14 protein-coding genes are annotated in these 20,654 nt (G+C 34.6%); 5 read left to right on the top strand and 9 right to left on the bottom strand.

Features of this window, described 5'->3' with window-relative positions; translation table 11 throughout:
- Positions 1-15 precede the first annotated feature (15 nt).
- The 3 genes from porZ to ACVCXO_RS14910 are packed head-to-tail and all read left to right on the top strand — an operon-like array spanning position 16 to position 5,502.
- Complete coding sequence (porZ, locus tag ACVCXO_RS14920; protein ID WP_452230389.1) at positions 16-2,370, top strand: type IX secretion system anionic LPS delivery protein PorZ; 2,355 nt, start codon at positions 16-18, stop codon at positions 2,368-2,370.
- Entirely contained in the window at positions 2,370-3,092 is a 723-nt protein-coding gene (gene recO / locus ACVCXO_RS14915; RefSeq protein ID WP_452230388.1) for a DNA repair protein RecO, read from the top strand. Before porZ ends, recO begins: the two co-directional genes overlap by 1 nt.
- A gap of 1 nt (position 3,093) precedes the next feature.
- A complete protein-coding gene (locus tag ACVCXO_RS14910) occupies positions 3,094-5,502 on the top strand; it encodes a TonB-dependent receptor (RefSeq protein ID WP_452230387.1) in 2,409 nt (802 codons plus the stop codon).
- A 253-nt stretch (positions 5,503-5,755) separates the two neighbouring features.
- Here ACVCXO_RS14910 and ACVCXO_RS14905 read toward each other — a convergent pair whose 3' ends face one another.
- Positions 5,756-10,792 (bottom strand): choice-of-anchor D domain-containing protein, encoded by a 5,037-nt coding sequence (locus tag ACVCXO_RS14905; protein ID WP_452230386.1) that lies wholly within the window; start codon positions 10,790-10,792, stop codon positions 5,756-5,758.
- A gap of 124 nt (positions 10,793-10,916) precedes the next feature.
- Here ACVCXO_RS14905 and ACVCXO_RS14900 point away from each other — a divergent pair, with 124 nt between their 5' ends.
- A complete protein-coding gene (locus ACVCXO_RS14900; protein WP_452230385.1) occupies positions 10,917-11,390 on the top strand; it encodes a regulatory protein RecX in 474 nt (157 codons plus the stop codon).
- Positions 11,391-11,451: 61 nt separating this feature from the next.
- Here the strand turns inward: ACVCXO_RS14900 and ACVCXO_RS14895 are convergent, their stop codons facing one another.
- The 3 genes from ACVCXO_RS14895 to ACVCXO_RS14885 form a co-directional block, all read right to left on the bottom strand.
- Positions 11,452-11,946 carry a DUF6646 family protein gene (locus tag ACVCXO_RS14895; protein WP_452230384.1) on the bottom strand — a complete coding sequence of 165 codons (495 nt, stop codon included), beginning with the start codon at positions 11,944-11,946 and terminating at the stop codon, positions 11,452-11,454.
- A gap of 32 nt (positions 11,947-11,978) precedes the next feature.
- Complete coding sequence (locus ACVCXO_RS14890) at positions 11,979-12,842, bottom strand: cupin-like domain-containing protein (protein ID WP_452230383.1); 864 nt, start codon at positions 12,840-12,842, stop codon at positions 11,979-11,981.
- Between the two features lie 147 nt (positions 12,843-12,989).
- Positions 12,990-14,807, bottom strand: a complete 1,818-nt coding sequence (locus ACVCXO_RS14885; protein WP_452230382.1) for a TonB-dependent receptor — start codon at positions 14,805-14,807, stop codon at positions 12,990-12,992.
- Positions 14,808-14,885: 78 nt separating this feature from the next.
- Between ACVCXO_RS14885 and ACVCXO_RS14880 the strand changes: the two genes are divergently transcribed.
- The gene (locus ACVCXO_RS14880; RefSeq protein WP_452230381.1) at positions 14,886-16,379 is read left to right on the top strand and encodes an aminotransferase-like domain-containing protein; all 1,494 of its coding nucleotides are present in this window, start codon (positions 14,886-14,888) and stop codon (positions 16,377-16,379) included.
- Positions 16,380-16,405: 26 nt separating this feature from the next.
- On the opposite strand, the gene ACVCXO_RS14875 is transcribed toward ACVCXO_RS14880, so the two are convergent.
- From ACVCXO_RS14875 to ACVCXO_RS14855, 5 genes are all read right to left on the bottom strand, one after another.
- Entirely contained in the window at positions 16,406-16,846 is a 441-nt protein-coding gene (locus ACVCXO_RS14875; protein ID WP_452230380.1) for a hypothetical protein, read from the bottom strand.
- A gap of 28 nt (positions 16,847-16,874) precedes the next feature.
- Positions 16,875-17,840: an alpha/beta fold hydrolase gene (locus ACVCXO_RS14870; protein ID WP_452230379.1), complete on the bottom strand. Its 966-nt coding sequence runs from the start codon at positions 17,838-17,840 to the stop codon at positions 16,875-16,877.
- A gap of 93 nt (positions 17,841-17,933) precedes the next feature.
- Complete coding sequence (locus tag ACVCXO_RS14865; protein WP_452230378.1) at positions 17,934-19,358, bottom strand: flotillin family protein; 1,425 nt, start codon at positions 19,356-19,358, stop codon at positions 17,934-17,936.
- Positions 19,324-19,950 (bottom strand): hypothetical protein, encoded by a 627-nt coding sequence (locus ACVCXO_RS14860; RefSeq protein ID WP_452230377.1) that lies wholly within the window; start codon positions 19,948-19,950, stop codon positions 19,324-19,326. The genes ACVCXO_RS14865 and ACVCXO_RS14860 overlap by 35 nt, the downstream gene beginning before the upstream one ends.
- A 178-nt stretch (positions 19,951-20,128) precedes the next feature.
- Positions 20,129-20,542: a DUF2007 domain-containing protein gene (locus ACVCXO_RS14855; protein ID WP_452230376.1), complete on the bottom strand. Its 414-nt coding sequence runs from the start codon at positions 20,540-20,542 to the stop codon at positions 20,129-20,131.
- Between the last annotated feature and the right edge of the window lie 112 nt (positions 20,543-20,654).

Genomic DNA, 20,654 nt, shown 5'->3' with positions numbered 1-20,654 from the left:
TTGAAGAATTAAGTTATGATTAAAAAAATTGCATTGTTTCTAATTTTAGTATTCCCCATGTTTTCATTTGCACAAGATTATTCTGCGCAATGGCAAGGGTATTTTTCTTTTTATGATATTAAAGATGTTTCGCAGGGGAACAATAAGATATATGCTGCAGCAGAAAATGCTATTTTTAGTTATGACTTACAAACTAACGAAATAAAAACAGTTACCACTATTAATGGTTTGTCTGGCGAAACCATCTCTGCAATTCATTATAGTGAAGCCTATGAATTATTAATTATTGGTTATGAAAATGGCTTAATAGAAATCGCTTTTGACGATCCAGAAGAGAATGTTTTAACCATTTTAGATATACTCGATAAACCAACCATACCGCCTAATGATAAAAATATTAATCATTTTAATGAACACGATGGCTTAGTTTATATTTCTTCCGATTATGGGATATCGGTATATGATCTAGATCGTTTAGAGTTTGGAGATACATATTATATTGGTAACCAAGGAGAGCAAATTATTGTAGAGCAAACGGTTGTTTATAATGATTTTATTTATGCTTCGTGTAATAGCGCATGGGTTAATGGTGTTAGAAGTGCGCCTTTAAGTAGTACTAACTTAATAGATTATAGTGAATGGGGAAGAGCCACTCCAGGAAATTATTTATTAATAGAAGTAAATAATGATAATTTGTATGTTTGTAGAAGTAATAAGGTTTTTTATGAATTAGAAGGGACTACTTTAACAGAATTAACTAGATATGAGGATATACCATTAGATCTTAGAAGTACTAATGGTTATTTAATTGTTACTACAAAAAAGGATGTTTTTATTTACGATGGTGATTTTAACTTGGTAGCACAGGTGTCTACTGGTGAAGACTTAGATACCGAATTTACATCTGCAACAATAGATACGGATTTTATTTATATAGGTACAACAGACGGTCTTATAAAAACACCAATATTAAATCCTGTGGTATTTGAGGTAATTGTGCCAAATGGACCACTTTTAAATAATGCATTTTCTATAAAAGCATCTGCGAACAACCTTTGGGCAACCTTTGGTGAATATGATTTTTATTATGTTCCTACTCCATATAGAGAACGAGGTTTTAGTCACTTAAAAGGCGAAGAATGGAAAAACATTCCTTTCGATAGTGTATTAACAACTAGAAATCTAAATACCATTTCTATAAACCCGTTTGTAGAAAACCATGTATTTATAAGCTCTTTTCAGGATGGATTATTAGAAGTAAGCGATGATGTTCCAACCATTTTGCATGACCAAACCAATAGTGGTTTGGAGTCTTTAGTGGTACCAAGCAATCCAAATGTAGTTAGTATTAGGCAAGGAGCTTCCAATTTTGATAGAAATGGACTTTTATGGACTATGACAGCAAGAGTAGAAAGGCCTTTAAAATCTTATGATCCTTCCACAGATCAATGGCAAAGCTATGATTTTTCATCCTTAATTCAAGACCCATTAAATGACGAATGGGGTTATGGGGATTTGGTAATCGATAGTAATGGTACCAAATGGTTTGGAGGTTATACTTTCGGACTTATGGGCTACAACGAAAATAATACTGGTGAAAAGTTAAACGCCATTTATACCGAAGAGCAAAATATGCCTTCTACAACGGTTACCGCGCTAGCTGTGGATAGTCGGAATCAAATTTGGTTTGGTACAAACAAAGGTTTAAGAGTATTGTATAATACATCTTCCTTTTTTACAGAGCCAGATCCTGTAGCAAGTGAAATTATTATTTTAGAAGATGGAGTACCTCAAGAGTTGTTGTTTCAGCAATTTATTACAGATATTGAAGTAGATGGATCTAATAATAAATGGGTGGCAACGCTTTCTTCAGGAGTGTTTTATTTCTCCTCAGACGGACAAGAAACTATTTATCATTTTACTAAAAGCAATTCGCCTTTACCAACAAACAATATTATAGATTTATCTATAGACAATTCTAACGGAACCGTTTATATAGCAACACAAAATGGTTTAGTATCTTTTAAAGCTGGAGGATCTGCTGCTTTAGAAGGTTTAGAAGATGCTTATGTGTACCCTAATCCGGTAAGGCCAACATTTAACTTGGAGCAGGACAAAGTGAAAATTAAAGATATTTCAGAAAATGTAAACATCAAAATTACAGATATCGAAGGTAATTTAGTTGCAGAAGCAGAAACAAGAACCAACACAAGATATAAAGGATATAATTTAGAAATAGATGGAGGAACTGCTTTTTGGAATGGTAAAAACCTTTCTAATAACACCGTAGCTTCTGGTGTTTATTTAATTATGCTTTCCGATTTAGACACCTTTGAAACTAAAGTTTTAAAAATAATGGTGGTGAGATAATGATTGCAAAAACCAATGCTATTGTTTTATCTAAAATAAAGTATGGCGAGAATGACTTAATTATAAAGTGTTATACTGAAGAATTTGGTGTCGTAAGCTTTTTACAAAAAGGAATTCTAAAAGCTAAAAAAGGAAAAGTAAAAAAGGCCTATTTTCAGTTGCTTACACTATTACAACTGGAAATTACATACCAAGATAATAGATCCCTTCAATATATTAAAGAAGTAAAACCCCATGTAATATATACTACGCTACATAATGATATTTTAAAAAGTACCATTGTTATGTTCTTGGCAGAGGTATTATCTACTTCATTACAAGAAGAGGAAGAAAACAAATCCCTTTATACGTATTTAGAGACCACATTGCAATGGCTAGATATGCAAGATAGTTGTCCTAATTTTCATTTGCTGTTTTTATTAAAGTTAACCAAGCATCTTGGTTTTTATCCAGAACAAAATATTCAGAATAGTCCATTTTTTAATTTAAAAGATGGGAGATTTCAAGATAAACCGACCGACTTTTATAGTATTTCAGGCGAAAATTTAACACTTCTAAAACAACTACTAGGCACAATTTTTGATGACCTATCTGAAATCAAAATAAATGCAAAACAAAGACAGGCCTTTTTAGCTATGTTACTGCTGTATTTTGATTTACATTTGGGCAGTTTTAAAAAACCCAAATCGTTAGAAATTTTTAATCAATTATTTAGTCCCTAACATGAAGTATTTTAGTATTCTGATTTTTTGCCTTTTTACAAGCCTTTTTACACAAGCACAACAAGTTCAGGTTATTAGTAAAGCTACCGGTGAAACCTTGCCAAGTGTTGCTATATATAATGAAAGTAAAACGAAAAGTACCACCACTAATTTGGATGGTGAAGCTAATTTAGGTGCCTTTGAAGCGCAAGAACGTTTATACTTTCAACATCTTTCCTTTGAAGTTTTTTCTATTGTAAAGTCGAAAATAATAGCTTCCAAAGTGGCGCTTCATCCTAACGCTCAAGATTTAGAAGAAGTGGTAATCTCCGCTTCCAAATTCAAACAAAGTAAACGAGATATTCCGCAAAAAATAACCAATATCAGTGCCAAGAATATTCAGTTTTCCAATCCGCAAACAAGTGCAGATTTATTAGAACAATCTGGACAAGTATATATTCAAAAAAGCCAATTAGGTGGTGGAAGTCCAATGATTAGAGGTTTTTCTACCAATAGATTACTACTTACTGTAGATGGCGTACGTATGAATAATGCTATTTTTAGAGGCGGTAATCTTCAAAATGTTATCTCTGTAGATCCGTTTAGTATTCAAAATACCGAAGTTACGCTAGGAGCCGGTTCTATTATTTATGGTAGTGATGCCATTGGTGGTGTGATGAGCTTTTATACCAAAACGCCAAAATTATCGTATACAGATTCTCTTAAATTTAATGCCAACGCAGCAGTTCGCTATGCTTCTGCTTCCAATGAAAAAACAGGGCATTTAGATTTTAATATCGGACTCAAAAAATGGGCGTTTTTTACCAATGCGAGTTATACCTATTTTGACGATTTAAGAATGGGATCACATGGTCCAGACGATTATTTAAGACCAGAATATGTAGCGACCATTAATGGCGAAGATGTTATGGTAGCAAATAGCAATCCGAAGATCCAAAAATTTACAGGCTATGACCAAATTAATCTTATGCAAAAAGTACGCTATGAAGCATCTAATGATTTAAGCTTCGATTTAGGTTTGTATTATTCTGCAACTTCAGATTATCCAAGATACGATAGATTAATACGTTATAGAGGTGATGATTTACGTTCTGCACAATGGGATTATGGCCCACAAAAATGGTTGATGGCTAACTTCGGATTAACAAAATTAAGTAGTGGTTCTGACTTCTATGATAAAATAAAATTTGTAACCGCGTATCAAAACTTTCAGGAAAGCAGAATCGATAGAGATTACCAATCTACAACACAAGATAATAGTGAAGAGCATGTAGATGCCTATTCTGCAAATCTGGATTTTGAAAAATTATTAAGTCCAAAATCCGAATTATTCTACGGTGTAGAATATGTCTATAACCAGGTGTTTTCTAAGGCATATGCAAGAAATATAGAAACCAACGAAACCGAGGCTATTGTGACTAGGTATCCAGATAATTCTAGTTGGCAATCTGCAGCAGCGTACGCGAGTTTAAAATATAAACCAAATACCAAGTTCGTTTTACAATCGGGGATCCGTTATAACCACGTTTCTTATACCGCAGATTTTACCGAAAACAATGTGTTTTTAGACCTGCCATTCGATACTACTCAGAGTGACTTTGGTGCATTTACAGGAACCGCAGGAATAAGTTGGTTACCAAATAAAACCATACAATGGAAATTGAATGCATCTACCGCATTTAGAGCGCCAAATATTGATGATGTTGGTAAAGTTTTTGACAGCGAACCAGGATCGGTAGTAGTGCCAAACGAAAATCTAAAACCAGAATATGCATATAGCGGAGAGTTAGGTTTGAAATTAGATTTTGATAATGTATTCATTTTAGATTTAGCAACCTATTATACCTATTTAGACGATGCCTTAGTACGTCGCGATTACACCTTAAACGGCGAAAGCGAAATTATGTACAATGGCGAACTAAGTAATGTGCAAGCGATGCAAAATGCGTCTAAAGCGTGGATTTACGGATTCGAAGTTGGTATGAAAATGAATCTGTCTAAAAAGTTACAGTTTACTTCCCAATACAATGTGATTGGTGGTACAGAAGAAGATCATGATATCGAAGTTCCGGTGAGACATATTGCTCCCAATTTTGGAAATACACATCTAACGTGGAAATCCGACAAATTGAAATTCGATGCTTATGCAGAATATAATAATGAGTTATCGTTTCTAAGTTTAGCACCTTCCGAAGCCGAAAAAGATTATATCTATGCGCTAGATAGCAACGGAAATCCATATTCACCTTCTTGGTATACGCTAAATTTTAGAGCACAAATGGAGGTGTATAAGAACACTACAGTGACGGCAAGTTTAGAGAATATTACAGACCAGCGTTATAAAACATATTCTTCGGGTATTGCTGCTCCAGGAAGAAATTTAATTATAGCAGTAAGTTACGCTTTATAATATTTACGTATTTTAATTTGGGCGTTTATTACTTCGCAAAAGCTACGTAATACCAGGCTGTACATTATATCTTTTTATGTTTTAAAACTTTAGGTGTACAATAGTATAAAGAAGTAATACAAGCTTTAATCTCGTGCAAAGGACTATAGTATAACATAAAAAGGATGCCATTTCCATCCTTAACGCAAAAAAGCCTTTCTAATTAAAGAAAGGCTTTTTGTTGTTTTAAGCATATCCGAGAAATCGATATTATTTAGTTTCTCTTAATCGCTTTTTTAGTGATTACTACATCATTAGATAAAGTGACTTTAGCAAGATAAGCAGCTTGGCTTAACTTATCTAAGTTATAGGTTTCTGTACTAGAGTTTCCGCTTAGGTTATACAGTAGTCTACCCAATACATCATACACTTTTACATTTTTAATTTGTAAAGCATTAGAAGTGCTAAATTTCACCGTACCATCTGGTTGTTCTATCATGGTAAGCGCATTGCTTAATTCGTTTTCATTTGTAGATAATCGGTTATCGTTAAATACAATTTCAAAACGATCATTAAATATACCGGTTTCCGAAGTGAAAGAATAATCACTTGCACTTAGATCATGAAGCACATCCATCAATTTATCGTGTAAATAAACCGTGTTGTTGATTAAGAAATCACCTTGTATTTCAGCAATGCTAAAGTTGTAAATAGTTGCTTCCGTAATACTCGTTGTAAATCCTAAAGGTATAATTTCATCTAGATCTAAGCTTTCCGGAGCTTTACCTTGAATGGCTAATTTGTTTTTACCAGATGCATCGGCAATAACCGAGTAAAGTGACGAATAAGAATCTGTTGCTAAATTCTTTGGCGCATCATAGTACATGCCATCATAAGCATTGGTTGCACCAGGAACATAACCAATTAAAATTTGGTTAAAAACACCATTGTCTGAAGTTAAATTAATCCATATTTTTTCATGTGGATTGCTGTTTTCTGTTCTAAAAAACTGATTGTTATTTCCAGTAACACGCATGCTATTATTAAAAATAACATCTGCTGTTTTTATATCTCCAGAAACCGTTGTTGCTGGTGCTGTATTAGACATCGATACAAAAAATGCTTGTCCAGAAGGAATAAATCGATCTGGTGTAACACCATCTCCACCAGAAGTTTGTCCTACACCATTGATAATCGCATAATCGCTTTGTGCAAAATTTAAAACCTGATTACCGTTATTGGTATCTGTATATGGGGAATTTTGAGACCAGAAAAAGATAGCGCCATCAGTAACACCTGAGGTTATTTCAGAAACATTATCGTCAATAACGGTGTTGGCAGCGAGAAAAGCATCTGCATTTATTGCAGAAGCATACGGGTTTCCTATAAGATTCCAGTTATTATCTAGAGATTCTAGATCGTTTCTATAGATAGGTGCGCTGTAGTCTCCAGTATGTAAAGCACCTTCAAAAGTATATTCGTAATTTGCTCCTGGCATACCAAAACCTGTTTGACTATGCATTGCTGCGTAACCAACAGCTGGTTGCATGATATCTGTGTTGCTGGTGTATTGCCAGTCGTCACCATTATCATCTATATCATCTTGACCAGATACGGTTGCATTGTTATTAGCCGTTTCTTTCGTTCGGTCTAAATAGTTTTGACCATTATACCAAAAACGTCTTGTTGGGTGCGCTTCTTGTAAGCCATTTCCAATAGTTTCATTTTCCACAGGAGAACTCCAATAGGTGTATTCGTAATAATTATTTAAAGGAGCTGTTCGTTTATTAACTTGTGTTACCGCATTGGTGTGTAGCGTATAAGTTCCGGCATTTACACCATCACCATGTTGTACAAAACTTCCTTTGTCTTCTACAAGAATACCGTCTAAACCAGTACCATCACCGTATACATCTACATTGTTCGCAACTTCCACGTAATCTCCATTTGCAATAACTAATTGGTTTCCTGCATTTACCAGTAATTGGCAAGCGCTAAAGCTACCACCATCATTAAGTGTGTTGTAATCTCCATCAATTATTGCTATAGTGTTTATATCTGGAGGAGTGCTGTTTGTCCAATCGGTACCATCCCAAGTAGTTGCGGCAGATTTTATTCTAACACTGTTAGAAGCGGTATAGCAAGTAGCTGTGTCTTCTCTTACTTCACAGTAATATTGATAGTCATTTAAAGTCAGCGTATTTAAAATATTAAGCGTGCTGCCCGTTGCTCCAGTATATATTGCACTATTGGTAACTGCAGTCCAAGAAGTGTCTCCAGGAGCGCTGTAATACCATTGGTATGCTAATGGGTTTCCACCTGCAAACCCTTCGGTAGCGTTTACATTTAATGTAGCGGTTAGATCACAATTAGAATTAGGATCGGTAGGCTGGGTAGTCACGATAGGAGGAACACCAACAGAAAAATCATAGTTTCCAATATCACTGTAATCTACAGGAGTAAAACTATCCCAATCATTAGTATTCCACGTTGTGCTTGGTGCAGTAATTCCTGAATTTTTTCTTCTATATGTATAGTTTTTTGTTGCTATAGTAAAATCATCTCCAGTGTAATCTGCAAGTCCCCAAAGATCTACCCAAGTTGTGTTTTTATATAATCTAATTGGGTCATTACTATTAACACCACTGGTGTTATTCGCTAAATCATAGCCATGAGATGCGTAATTAATTGTGGATTGTGTACTTCCAAACGCAACTACAAATACTTCGTTGTTAGGTAAAGTTCCAGTTAAGGCTATGGTTCCTGTTGCAGTCATGTTTCCATTACCATGAATACGTAATTCGTAATCACTTAAATCCACTGTGGCTCCTGTACCATTAAACAATTCTACATAAGAATGGGATCCAGAACCATGGTCTGTGATTTCACTAATAAAGATATCGGAAGGGGTACTAGCTGTACTTCCTTCGCAGTCTGAAATAAGTTGATCTATAACCGTAAAAAGACTGGAGCTTAAGCAGCCTAGATTATCATTAATTTCTAAACTTCCTGTGTTTGCACCAGCGGGAATGGTGACTTCTATTTCGTTGGCTGCAATTATAGTAACTGTAGCAGCAATACCATTTATAGATGCTGTTGTAGATACTCCAAAATTAGAACCACTAGAGGTAACATTCACTATGGTATTCACGGGGCCATTGTCTGGGGATAAGGTTAATGTTGCTCCTGCACAATTTCCGTTTCCTTGTACATCAAATTGGTAAGAACCTTCGTTTGCATCATCATTATTTATTGTTATAACTGCGGTTCTTAGACCAACGGCAGTTGGAGAAAAAGTGATTTCGAAATCTATCTCTGTTCCAGGTGCAATAATAGATACTCCGGGATTTAAAGTAATGGCGAATTCTGCGTTATTAGAAGAAATAAGACTAGATACATTTAAGTCTGCTGTACCTTCATTACTAATATGAAAAGTTTTTGGTGCAGAAGAATCTCCCATAGTTGTTGCTGCAAAAATAGTATTATATGCTGTGTTTGCGGCTGCTCCATCCGGAATGGAGTTACCTGAATTTCGCTCTATATCAATTTCGGGAACAGGTATAAAGCCTTCACCGGTTAGGTTTACGGTACAAGCTCCTTCGTCTAGATCGTTGTTATTTATTGTTAATATTCCTGTTCTTGTTCCGATAACGGTTGGTGTGAATCGCACGGTAACGGTTTGGTTATTTCCAGCAGTTACATTAAATGGAGCTGCAGGAGAAACAATAGTGTAATCTCCTATTATTCCAAGGGAGCTAATTTCTAAATCTACTGAACCATTGTTTTCAATATCAAAAGTTAGATCAGTATTGGTACCATTGCCTTGCGTTCCAAAATCGATGGTATAGCCACAATTTTGATTAGTTGCTGTATCGTCCACTAGTTGTAGTTCCGGATTTGCTCCACCTGAATAACAGGTCCAGTTTAAGTTTGAAATAAGTGTTCTTTCTCCACTATTTCTTAATTCTACATCAATAGCACCTGGAACATTTATTGTTGTTGAAAACGTTGTGCTTCCTGTTGCTGTTACGGCTATGTCTCCTCCGTATTGGGTTCCATTAATATAAACTTGTAATGTAGAGTTTCCAGAATAAATACGAGCATAATCAAATGTAATAACCCCGCATCCTCCAGGAAAAGAAGTGTCATTAGTTAATGAACCATTTCTTAGCATTATAGCTTCGTCACCAGCTAAGTCTTCATCCGATCTTGAATCTGTTGCTGTCCAATCAACTGAATTATCTCCTGTCCAATTCTCGGTACTATAAGAACTAGAATTTCCTGAATTATTAAAACTTTCACTTGCACAAGGCCCAACATAAACCACAAAGCTCACACTAATGATGTGTGTGCCCGTTACATTGGTAAAATCGTAAGAAGTTACTGGTCCTACAGAAACACCGTCTACCAATACGTCATCTACTGCATATCCTGAATCTGCAGTAAACGTATAGGTTTGGTCGGTACCACAAGTAACACTTGTAGTTCCACTAGGCGAAATAGAACCATTTGTTCCTGTTGTTGCCGTAATATTATAGGTGTCTGCTGTGTATACTGCAGTTATTGTATGGTCTGCGGTAACATTTGTAAATGTATATGTATTAGCGCTTCCTGCATTGGTACCATCTACAACCCAATTTGTAAAGGTATAACACGCATCTGGTGTAGCTGTAAAAGATTGGTCTGCATTATCTGCAACGTTTGTATTACCTGGAGAAATGTTACCACCAGTTGCTTGGGTAACTGTTATAAAGTTACCAGATAAAGGTGTTCCTTCTAATTCAAAATCATCCCATCCGGCATAATCACTTCCTCCGTCTTGCCTTGCAATCATTCTTAAAGCAACGCTGCTAGTTCCATTAGGAATGTTGATACTTACATCGGTCCAAGTTTGCGTGTTTTTAGTTAAGTTTACAACAGTTCCAAAAGTACCACCATCATAAGCAATTTGATATCTTAAATAATCAGCTCCATCGAATGCTTTTGTGTAATATCTAAATTTTATCGACACATTAGTATAGGCGCTAATATCTGTATCCGCTAATGTTAGTGTGTGATCAAAATTACCACCTCCATTTCCGTTATCTAAATCTCTTATAGCCCAAAAATCACCATCTGTACCTGCTGGATCACTATTATCTGCTCTAATAGCCCAGTAATCGCTACTGATATTGTATGATGCTGGAGATATATTATAACTCCAAGTTGGAGTGCTACTATCAAAATCCTGAATCGCTATTGTAGTCTGCCCAAAACCAGACACAAAAGCACATAAAAAAACAATTAATACTAGGGCGTATTTCTTAATCATAGGGAAAATGTTTTATTTTTGTCTTTCCTTTAGAAAAAACAAGCACGTAAATATACAGCAAACGGTATCTAAACGAAGCTGTTAAAGTTATGGTTTTGTTATCAAATTATTACCGTTATTTCCTATGAATCTACAAAGAACCTATTCTCTCGATGAAGCGCAAAAAAAACTAGAGTTTTACTGTGCATATCAGGAACGTAGTCATAAAGAAGTGGTTACAAAGTTGAAAGACATGCGTATGATTCCCGATGCCATAGATGTTATTGTGGTGCATTTAATTCAAAATAATTTCTTAAACGAAGAGCGTTTTGCTAAAGCTTTTGTTCGCGGGAAATTCAGAATCAAAAAATGGGGAAAAAACAGGTTAAAGCAAGAGCTTAAAAGAAAGGATATTACTAAAACAATTATAGATATTGCGCTTAAAGAAATTGATGCCGACGATTATTTAGAAACCTTTTATGCACTGGCAGAAAAAAAAGTAGAAACTATTAAAGAACCCAATAGTTATAAGAAAAAAAAGAAACTTGCCGATTACTTGCTATACCGAGGTTGGGAAAGTCCGCTTGTGTATGACGTAGTAAATACCTTAATAAAATAAGCCTTAAAGTAGAAGTACTTTAAGGCTTATGGTTTACCAAAACAAGTTGTAAATAATCGCGTTATAAATTAAAAACGACTCCTGCATTTACAGTAAATTGGTTGTGTAATTTTTCTGAAGGATCTAATTTTCCCGTATCGTATTTAGCAAGCGGTACATTTAATTCGGTGAAAACACCAAAACCGTCTGTAAAGAAATAACGAGCGCCAAGATGTGTACCAAAATTCTTTAATCCAAGGTTTAGTCCAGGATATAAATCGAAGGCATCGTCAATGTTTAATACGTTTCCAATATTTGCATTAATTCTTGCTTTGATATCAAATCTTTCATCGAAAGCTTTACCTACATAGTTTGTGTTAATTCCTAAAGAATAACTAGAAGAAACACCAACCGAAATATTTTCTCCTAAGCCATAATCAAAACTAGCAAAAATACCCGTTGCATTGTCTTGAAAATTAGCCCCAACTTGTACTTTTTTATCGCCATTTCCTGAAAAGGATTGTGCTTGTAAAAAGCTAATACTTAATAAAGTAATAAATAATAATATATTTTTCATTTGAAAATTTTTAAATTAAAACGATAGCAAAATTAGCTAATTTTTTTATTAGTATTAAGTAAAGCTTGCTTGTTTTTATAATCTATCCAATTTTGCCCTTTTATTTTTCGCATTACATTGTCAAAATGCCTCATGATAGCAATGTTATAGACTGCTTTTGCTAAGTTTTTTGGATTTTTAGAAATAGACCTTAAACTCATAGAAAAGCCGGGCGTTTTATATTTCATATAATGCCAATAGCCTTCTGGCATATATAGAACTTCCCCGTGATTTAATTCTGTAGTATATCCTTTTGCATGTTGTAAAGCTGGCCATTTGTTAAAGTCCGGATTAGAAAAATCAATATCTTCTCTAACAATTAAGGAATGCGGAATCTTATATAAGTACTTATTCTGATCTTGATTAAATAGGATGCATTGTTTGGTACCTTCAAAATGAAAGTGAAAAATATTGGCAAAATCGATATCATAATGCATAAATGTATGCGAGTCTCTTCCGCCAAAGAAAAGCATTGGTAGGCCTTTCATGAATTTTAAACCAAAATCGGGAAAGCTAAAATCTTTTTGAAGCTGAGGTACTTCCTTTAAAATATTCCAAAGAAAAATTCTATATTTTGTCGGTTCACTTTGCAGCAAATCTACATAGTCACGCATTTTCATGGTGGCATGTGCTTGGTTAAAACCGTCTTTGTAATGTACTGGCCTGTCATCATAAAGCGGTACTGTTTTATCACCAGCAACCTGCTTCATATAGTCTAAATTCCATTTTGTAAAAGCAGGCCAATCTTCTATACAGCGTTCTATTACCACAGGTTTTTGTGGTTTATAATAGTTGTCTAAAAATTCCTGTTTTGTAATGTTTTTTACTCTAGGAATGTCTTGAAGGTTGAGTTTCAATATAACGGATTTAAAAGACCAAAGTTACTAAAACCAAAGCAAACAAAAACGCTAAACTGGTATTGGTTATTGTTATAAAAAAAAGCTATATCTAGAATTGCCTTATTCTGGATATAGCTTTTTAGTAGTTATTAAATGTAATACTATTTATTTAAAATTATATTTTAAGCCGAATAACAAATTCCCTTTTGGCATTGGCACCAAGTTGGTTTCTGTATATTCTGTATTAAAAATGTTATTGGCAATTATAGAAATTTCAAATGCTTTTAAATTATAATTTACACTTGCATCTACAACCGCATAGCTTTCACCGGAAGATCTTTCGGCATATTTGTATATGATATTTTGGGATAGGTTTTTTATAAACTGTGTTTGTAAACTTGCTGTCGCATGGTGTTTTAACGAGTTGATAGAATATCTAGAAAAGGTACTAGAAACGGCTTTTAAATCGTCTTCTAAAAACGTATAACCTGTTCGAATGTTTTGTTTAAAAGCACCCAGTTTAAACCCATAGGCTGCGTTAAACTCAATACCTTTTGTGTTTAGATCTCTAATACTTGTTGCTTGCCATAAATCGGTTTCGTTCTCTTTTACAAAATCGATTAGTTTTTTAGAGTCTCTATTAAAAGCAGCAAAAGATAGGTGGAAGTTTCCGGTGTGGAATTTAATTCCCAACTCTTCAGCTATTGCTTCTTCCGGATCTAAATTCTCATTTCCTAAGGTCGAAGGATCGCTATAATATAAATCGGTGTATGTTGGTATTCTGTAGGTATAACCAATGTTTCCGTAGATTTTTAATTCGTCATTTAATGTATAACCAACATCTAAACCTGGAAAGGCATGAAATTTAAAATCGGAAAAATAATTAACAGCAACTCCTGGAGTTATGTCTAGTTTATCCTCCATAAACGTAAAACGATGTTCCAAAAACATAGTGGTCATAAATCGATTTCTAGAACCTAAATTATTACTCGATAAATACACTTTTGCAACATCCACCCCAAAACCTGTGATACCAATATTTGATCTGTAAGACGCGTCTATTGCAGCACCAACTTTATTGGTTTGGTGTAAATTTCTGTAAATAGAAGGATCTTGTCGCACAAAAACATACATGTCTTGGTTGCGTTTCCAGTATAATTTTGGCTTCAGCGTTAGTTTATCTTTTTTAATTTCGGAAGAAATACCAATTAAACTAGCTTGTGTTTCTTCGTATTGATTAATGGCAGACGGACTAGCATAAAAACCGTTAGCACCAAATTTTCTTTCTTGAAAGGAAGCGATTAAGTTAATTGGTGTTTTGTTGGTGTTGAAACTACTTTTGATGAAATAATTCTGATTGTCATAATCGGTATTATATCGGTATCCATCGGAAGTATTTCGGGAAACCTGAACAATATGGGAAGAATTTTCTAATTGACTACCAACCATAACCGAACCGTGAAGTTGTCCGTAAGATCCAGCTTGCGCGTTTAACGATACACTGTTTCCAATATTCTTTTTGGTAACAATATTTACTGCTCCTGTAAATGCATTTTGTCCAAATATTCTAGCCGCAGGACCTTTTATAATTTCTACGCGTTCTATAACTTCTATTGGTAAAGCCATGTTCATGGTGTGATGACCTGTTTGTGCATCTTCTACTTTGATACCATCTATTAAGAGTAAGGTTTGGTCAAAACCACCACCACGAATGTATAAATCTGCTTGCATACCAGCAGTTCCTCTTCTTCTAACATCTACTCCGGCAACTTGTTGTAATAAATCGGCAACGTTTGTGGTTGCACTTTTTTTAATGTCTTCTTGTGTAATTACCGTAATGGTTCTAGAATTTTTAGAAAACGGTAAATCGATGCGTGTAGAGGTAATCACTACGGAATCTAATTGTTGTTCTTTTTCTAATTCTTGTGCTTGCGTTGTTATGGTAAATACAGCAAGAAAAAGGAATAAAGGAGTTAATTTCATAATAAAATATATTCGTGTTTTTTAAGACTGCAAAAATCGTAACTTTCCGGATCATTAAACTAGTCCAGTTTTAAAACAATGAGTAGTCCGGTTGATAACATATTAAAATCTTTAATACATTTTGAAAAATCGCCAAACACTTCGATTTATATTCAAATCGCCCAACAAATTATCAATGCCATACAACGTGGCTATTTACCCGAAGGTACAGCATTACCAGGAACTAGGAAGTTTAGTGCGTTACTTTCTATAAATAGGAATACTGCGGTTGCGGTGTATGAGGAGTTGGCATCGCAAGGTTGGGTAGCTATTTTGGCAAATAAAGGCACGTTTGTTTTAAAGCAAGAAAAAAAAACAGCAGCGATAAAAGGCGTGTTACAAGGATTAGAAAAATTAGAAACCTACCCGGAAACCGCTGGATTTCCATTTCAATCGTCTTTTAATTTAGCTTCTACCGAAGATTTTTCCATACGTAAATACGTGATTAACGATGGGCAACCAGATTTAAGATTACATCCTACACACCAATTTTCGCGATGGTATAGTGCTTCTATGAAACGCGGCTCGTTAATTTCAAAATGGAATCAAAGGCAAGAGCAATCTTACACTACTTTTAGTAAACAGTTGTGCAATTATTTAAATGCTACGCGCGGTTTTTATATCCAACCAAATAATATTGTGAGTACGCGAAGTACCGAAATGAGTTTATATATTGTATCCCAGCTGCTCATTCAAAAAAAGGATGTGGTTCTTGTGGGGGATTTGAGTCATTACAAATCGAATATGATTTTTCAACAAGCAGGAGCCAATATAAAAACGATTCCTGTGGATGCACATGGAATGGATGTGGATTTTATAGAACAACACTTTACCAAAGGTAGTATTCGTTGTGTGTATGTTTGTGCGCATCGGCAATATCCAACAGCAGTAACGCTTTCTGCCGAACGACGATTAAAATTATTGCAATTAGCAAAAGCGTATAAATTTGCTATTATAGAAGATGATTTTGATTATGATTTTCAGTTTGATGGTTCTGCCATGTTACCTATGGCAAGTGCAGATAGTGAGGGCGTTGTTATTTATTTAGGACGATTAGGACAGTCCTTTTTTCCTAGTTTTCAAATCGGATTTGTAGTCGCTCCAGAAAATATTATTAAAGAAGCCAAAAACTATTTGCAAATACTCGATAAGCAAGGTGATTTAATTCAGAAGCAAATACTTACCGAACTGATTGATGAAGGGGAAATACATCGATTAATTAAAAAAAATATTACGGTGTATAAACAAAGACGGGATTATTTATGTGCCTGTTTAGAAACCCATTTTAAAGCGCATGCTACTTGGCAAGTTCCTGCGGGAGGTTTGGCAGTTTGGTTGTGTTTTACTCCCGGAATATCCCTTGTTAAACTTGCTGAAAAAGCAAAAGCAAACGATTTGGTTTTACCTAAAACGATACTGTATCAAAACAAAAATATTTGTGCGATACGTTTGGGTTTCGGACATTTAAACGCCGAAGAAATAGAAATTGTTATCCAAATTCTAAAGCAATCTTTTGATCAAGTGGTGCAGTAGATTAAGTAAGTGTCTTTATAATCTATTTATAGCCATTCAGATGCTGGTTTGGTAGCATCTAATATATCAATACTTAAAATTTGGGCTATTTGTTTTGCTATTTTAAACGCTTCTACTTTACTTGTTGTGGTGTAAGCTGTTATTTTTTGATTTCCATTGTGGAATAAATTTAATTGAATAACGGCATTAGACACATTTGCTTCAGCACTTAAAGCTCTTACTGTTGTAGTTTCTGAAGTAGCGAAAACGGAAACATATTCTATTTCAGGTAAATCTTTCCACTTTCCAAAATGAAGTCCAAAAAAAGAAATAATATTTCTATATTTTTTTGTTTTTAAATCTATTTCAGAACCATCAGAGTGAAAAAAGAAAGCAGCTATTCCGCAAATAATCATGCCGAAAAGATTACCAGATAGCAACCAGGATAATCCCATTGCAAAAAAAGCCAATCCAAAAATAAACTTCATTATGGGCACTTTTCTTTTGTAAACTATTTTATTCATTCATAAAGGTATCAAAGAGAGTGAAAAATTTCTCAGGTTCTTCTAAATATGGATTATGGCCGCTTTGTTCAAACATTTCAAATTGTGCTTGTGGCATAAAGGTTTTGTATTGCACTGCAAATTCTGGAGTAGAAACGCCATCATAACGACCAGCAACTATTAATGTTTTTGCTTTTACATCTTTTAATTGTTGTCTATAATCTTGGTTAATCATACTTCCGGAAACATCAAAATCACCATCTCGGCCAATAATAGTAACATATACATCGTGGCCCCAACCTCTATATTTATACTTTGGTGCATTTTGTTTCAATGTTGTATTGTGGTAGTAAATGTATTTGGTTGGAAAATCGCCATACACCGTTTGTAAAGGTTCTTGGCTAGATACGTAACCTAAAGCACGAAGCGAATCTACTTTTTTCCATTTTTCTGGAAAATGTGTTTTTGCATAATGGTTGTAACTATCACAATTGGCTTGCCACATCGCACCAGAATGAAAACCATTTATCAATACCATTTTATCTACATTGTCTTTATATTTTATGGCGTATGCTTGCGCAGGAACAGTGCCGTAAGAATGTCCGACTAACGATATTTTTTCATATTTTAAAAGGATACGAAGCTTCTCGATGAGTTCTACATCTGCTTCTACAGAATACTCGGAAACATCTTTTGCATCGTCACTTTTACCACGACCTAGCCAATCGAAAAACACTACGGTATTGGTTTTATAGTATTGTCCAAAATTCCCTTGCATATAATCATGCGAGTTTCCTGGTCCGCCAGGAAGAAAGAAAATAGGATCTCCAGCACCTAAAACTTCTACATTGATTTTGTAACCATCAATCGTATAGAATTTAGATTCAAATTTCTCGAATATTTCTGGATCTTGTTGTGCGGAAATATTTGCAGTTACTAGTAATAATGTAATACTAAATAGCTTTAATATGGTCTTCATGAAGAATTAGATTTATGTAAATATAAGCATTAGTTGAAAATATTAGGACAAAAAAAATCCGCTGGAAAAGCGGACTTTTAAAACTAGTGGTTTTTATTTTTTCGTTGTGTCTTCGATGATTTCTGCTGAAGTTCCGTCTGACTTTGGATCTTTACCTTTCAAATATTCTGGTAATTCCATTCCTGCCATATTAAACATTTCTTGTAATGGTGGCACCGATTTATACATTCCGGAAAGGAAGTTTGCGGTAGAAGATTTTCCATCTTTTCCACCTCCATTTTCCCAAACGGTAATTTTATCAATCTTAATATTTTTGATTGCTTCGGATTGCATTTTTACTAATTCTGGTAATTTATCTGCGATTAATAAAAGAACCGCATCTTTAGAATTGTTACCTGCAGCTTTTACTATTTGCTCCATACCAGCAGCTTGTTTGGTTAGTATTTCAAACTGACCTTGTGCTTCTGCTTGTGCTTTAAAAAGAATGGCATCTGCTTCCCCTTTTGCTCTTCTTCTAATTTGTTCTGCTTCCGCTTCTGCATCAATTTCTACTTTTCTTTTGTCAATTTCCGCAGGTACAATAATATCTGCTTCTTGCGAAGAACGTTCTCTTTCTGCTCTCGCTGTTTCCGCTTCTTTTTCAGCAGCATACGATTCTTGTAATGCTTTTGCTGTTTGTACTTTTTCGGAAGCAATTGCTACACGTTCTGCTTCTGCTTCTCGTTGACGACGTAAAGAATCGGAATTAGCAACCGCAATTTTTGCTGTATTTTCTCCTTCCACAGCTTGCGCATTTGCGGCAGCTACTTGTGTTCTTTCATCTTGTACTGCATTTGCCTCACCAATAGATCCATCTCTGGTTTTTTCTGCTACCGATTTTCTAGCGGCATTAATAGCATGTGCAGCAGCTTCTTTTCCTAAAGCTTCAATATATCCAGACTCATCAACAATATCTGTAATATTTACGTTGATTAGTTTAAGACCTACTTTTTTAAGTTCCGACTCAACACTTTGAGAAATGTTGGTTAAAAATTTGTCTCTGTCGTTATTGATTTCTTCAATATCCATAGAAGCTACCACTAAACGTAACTGACCAAAAATAATTTCTTGCGCTAGTTCTTGAATACTATCTTGATTTAAACCTAAAAGTCTTTCCGCAGCATTTTGCATAATTCCAGGTTCTGTAGAAACACCAATCGTAAAACGAGATGGTACATTTACACGAATGTTTTGTTTTGATAATGCGTTCACAAGATTCACCTCAATAGAAATTGGTGTTAAATCTAGAAATTGATAATCTTGAATTACTGGGTAAATAAAAGCGGCACCACCATGAATACATTTCGCCGATTGTCCGCCACCAACTTTACCGTAAACCACTAAAATTCTGTCAGAAGGACAACGTTTATAGCGTTTTACTAAAATTATAAAAAAGATAAAAATAAATAATACTGCAAATATTACAGCAATAGGAAATCCTAAATTAAAGGCTTCCTGTGTTAGAAGGTAGTTGTTCATATGTTTCTTGTTTAATTGGTTCTATGGGTTTTTTAGTTTCATTGACTATTAAGATACCATTGCTTGTGACATCTACTACTTGTATAAGTGTTCCTGATTTTATGTCGGTGAAAGAATCAGAAAGTGCTTCTAGTTCGCGCAAAGTACCTTGCACTCTTACGCTTACTTTTCCCATTCTGGATCGGTTTGCACCAATGGTTAAATATACTTCACCAATGGTGTTAATGGCATTTTTATAATCTAAAGTGCCGCTGTCTGTTAATTTTTTCATGGAATAAAACATGGCTGCCATGATTGCCATCATCAATAATCCACAACCTAATGCGGTAATTACAGTTACTGGTTTTGAAAATTCTGCGTTGATGCCTGCAATACCAATCCATCCAAAAATGGTAAAAAATCCAACTAGATTCTTAAAAGTGATAAATTGAAATTCGATACCAGTATCGGGATCATCAAAATCATCAAAATCGTCTCCACCATCTATACCAGTAAAAGTTGTTATGATAATAAAGGTGAATACCAAGGATCCAATAAATGCGATAATCCAAAAGAATTGTGCAAAAGAATCTAAAGCAGAAAACCATTCCATAGTTAGTAGGGATTTAAGATTAAGTTTGAAATATAAGACCTTTATACCTGTCTTACAATTTTATTTAGATAGAAGAATAGAAATGTATGTACTCTTCTTTTATGTTTTGCATACTGGAAGCTTCCAATAGTATACGCACATATATATGTAGCATATTTAATGGATTTGTTACAGAAAATTATTTAATATCGAATTCGGTATTGCAATCTTCACATTTATATTTGTCTTTGGTGTAAAACGGAAGCGTTCCAAATAGAAAGCCAATTAGAAAAGAAAAGAAGGATTTGAAATCGGTAATCGTAGAAACCAAAGCGATATGATTCCCGTTGCAGTTGGTACATTTTATGGCATTGCCTTCATCGTCTATGGAATACTTTTGAATGGTATCCAGAATATGCTGTGCTTGAAGTGCATCTTCTACATATACTTTTAGTTTTATGCCACCAATAGCGTTGCTCACCAAAGGATCCGTTTCTATGGTGAAATTATCACTTAAAAACACAGGAATACCTTCCGATTCCAATCGCCCTTTTATAATCTGCGCTTCGGTAGAATATTGGTATTTCGCTATGGTTTTAAATATGTCACTCATAATTTCCCGTATAAACGGGAATCTTTTAGTTAGTCTTAATGATTTCTTAAAGATACAAAAGACCTCACAGGTTTTTAAAACCTGTGAGGTCTAAATTATTAATATTTTTTTA

This window comes from Lacinutrix sp. MEBiC02404, assembly GCF_053601575.1.
The sequence above is the reverse complement of the archived record's forward strand: the minus strand, read 5'-3'. Positions and strand labels throughout refer to the sequence as shown.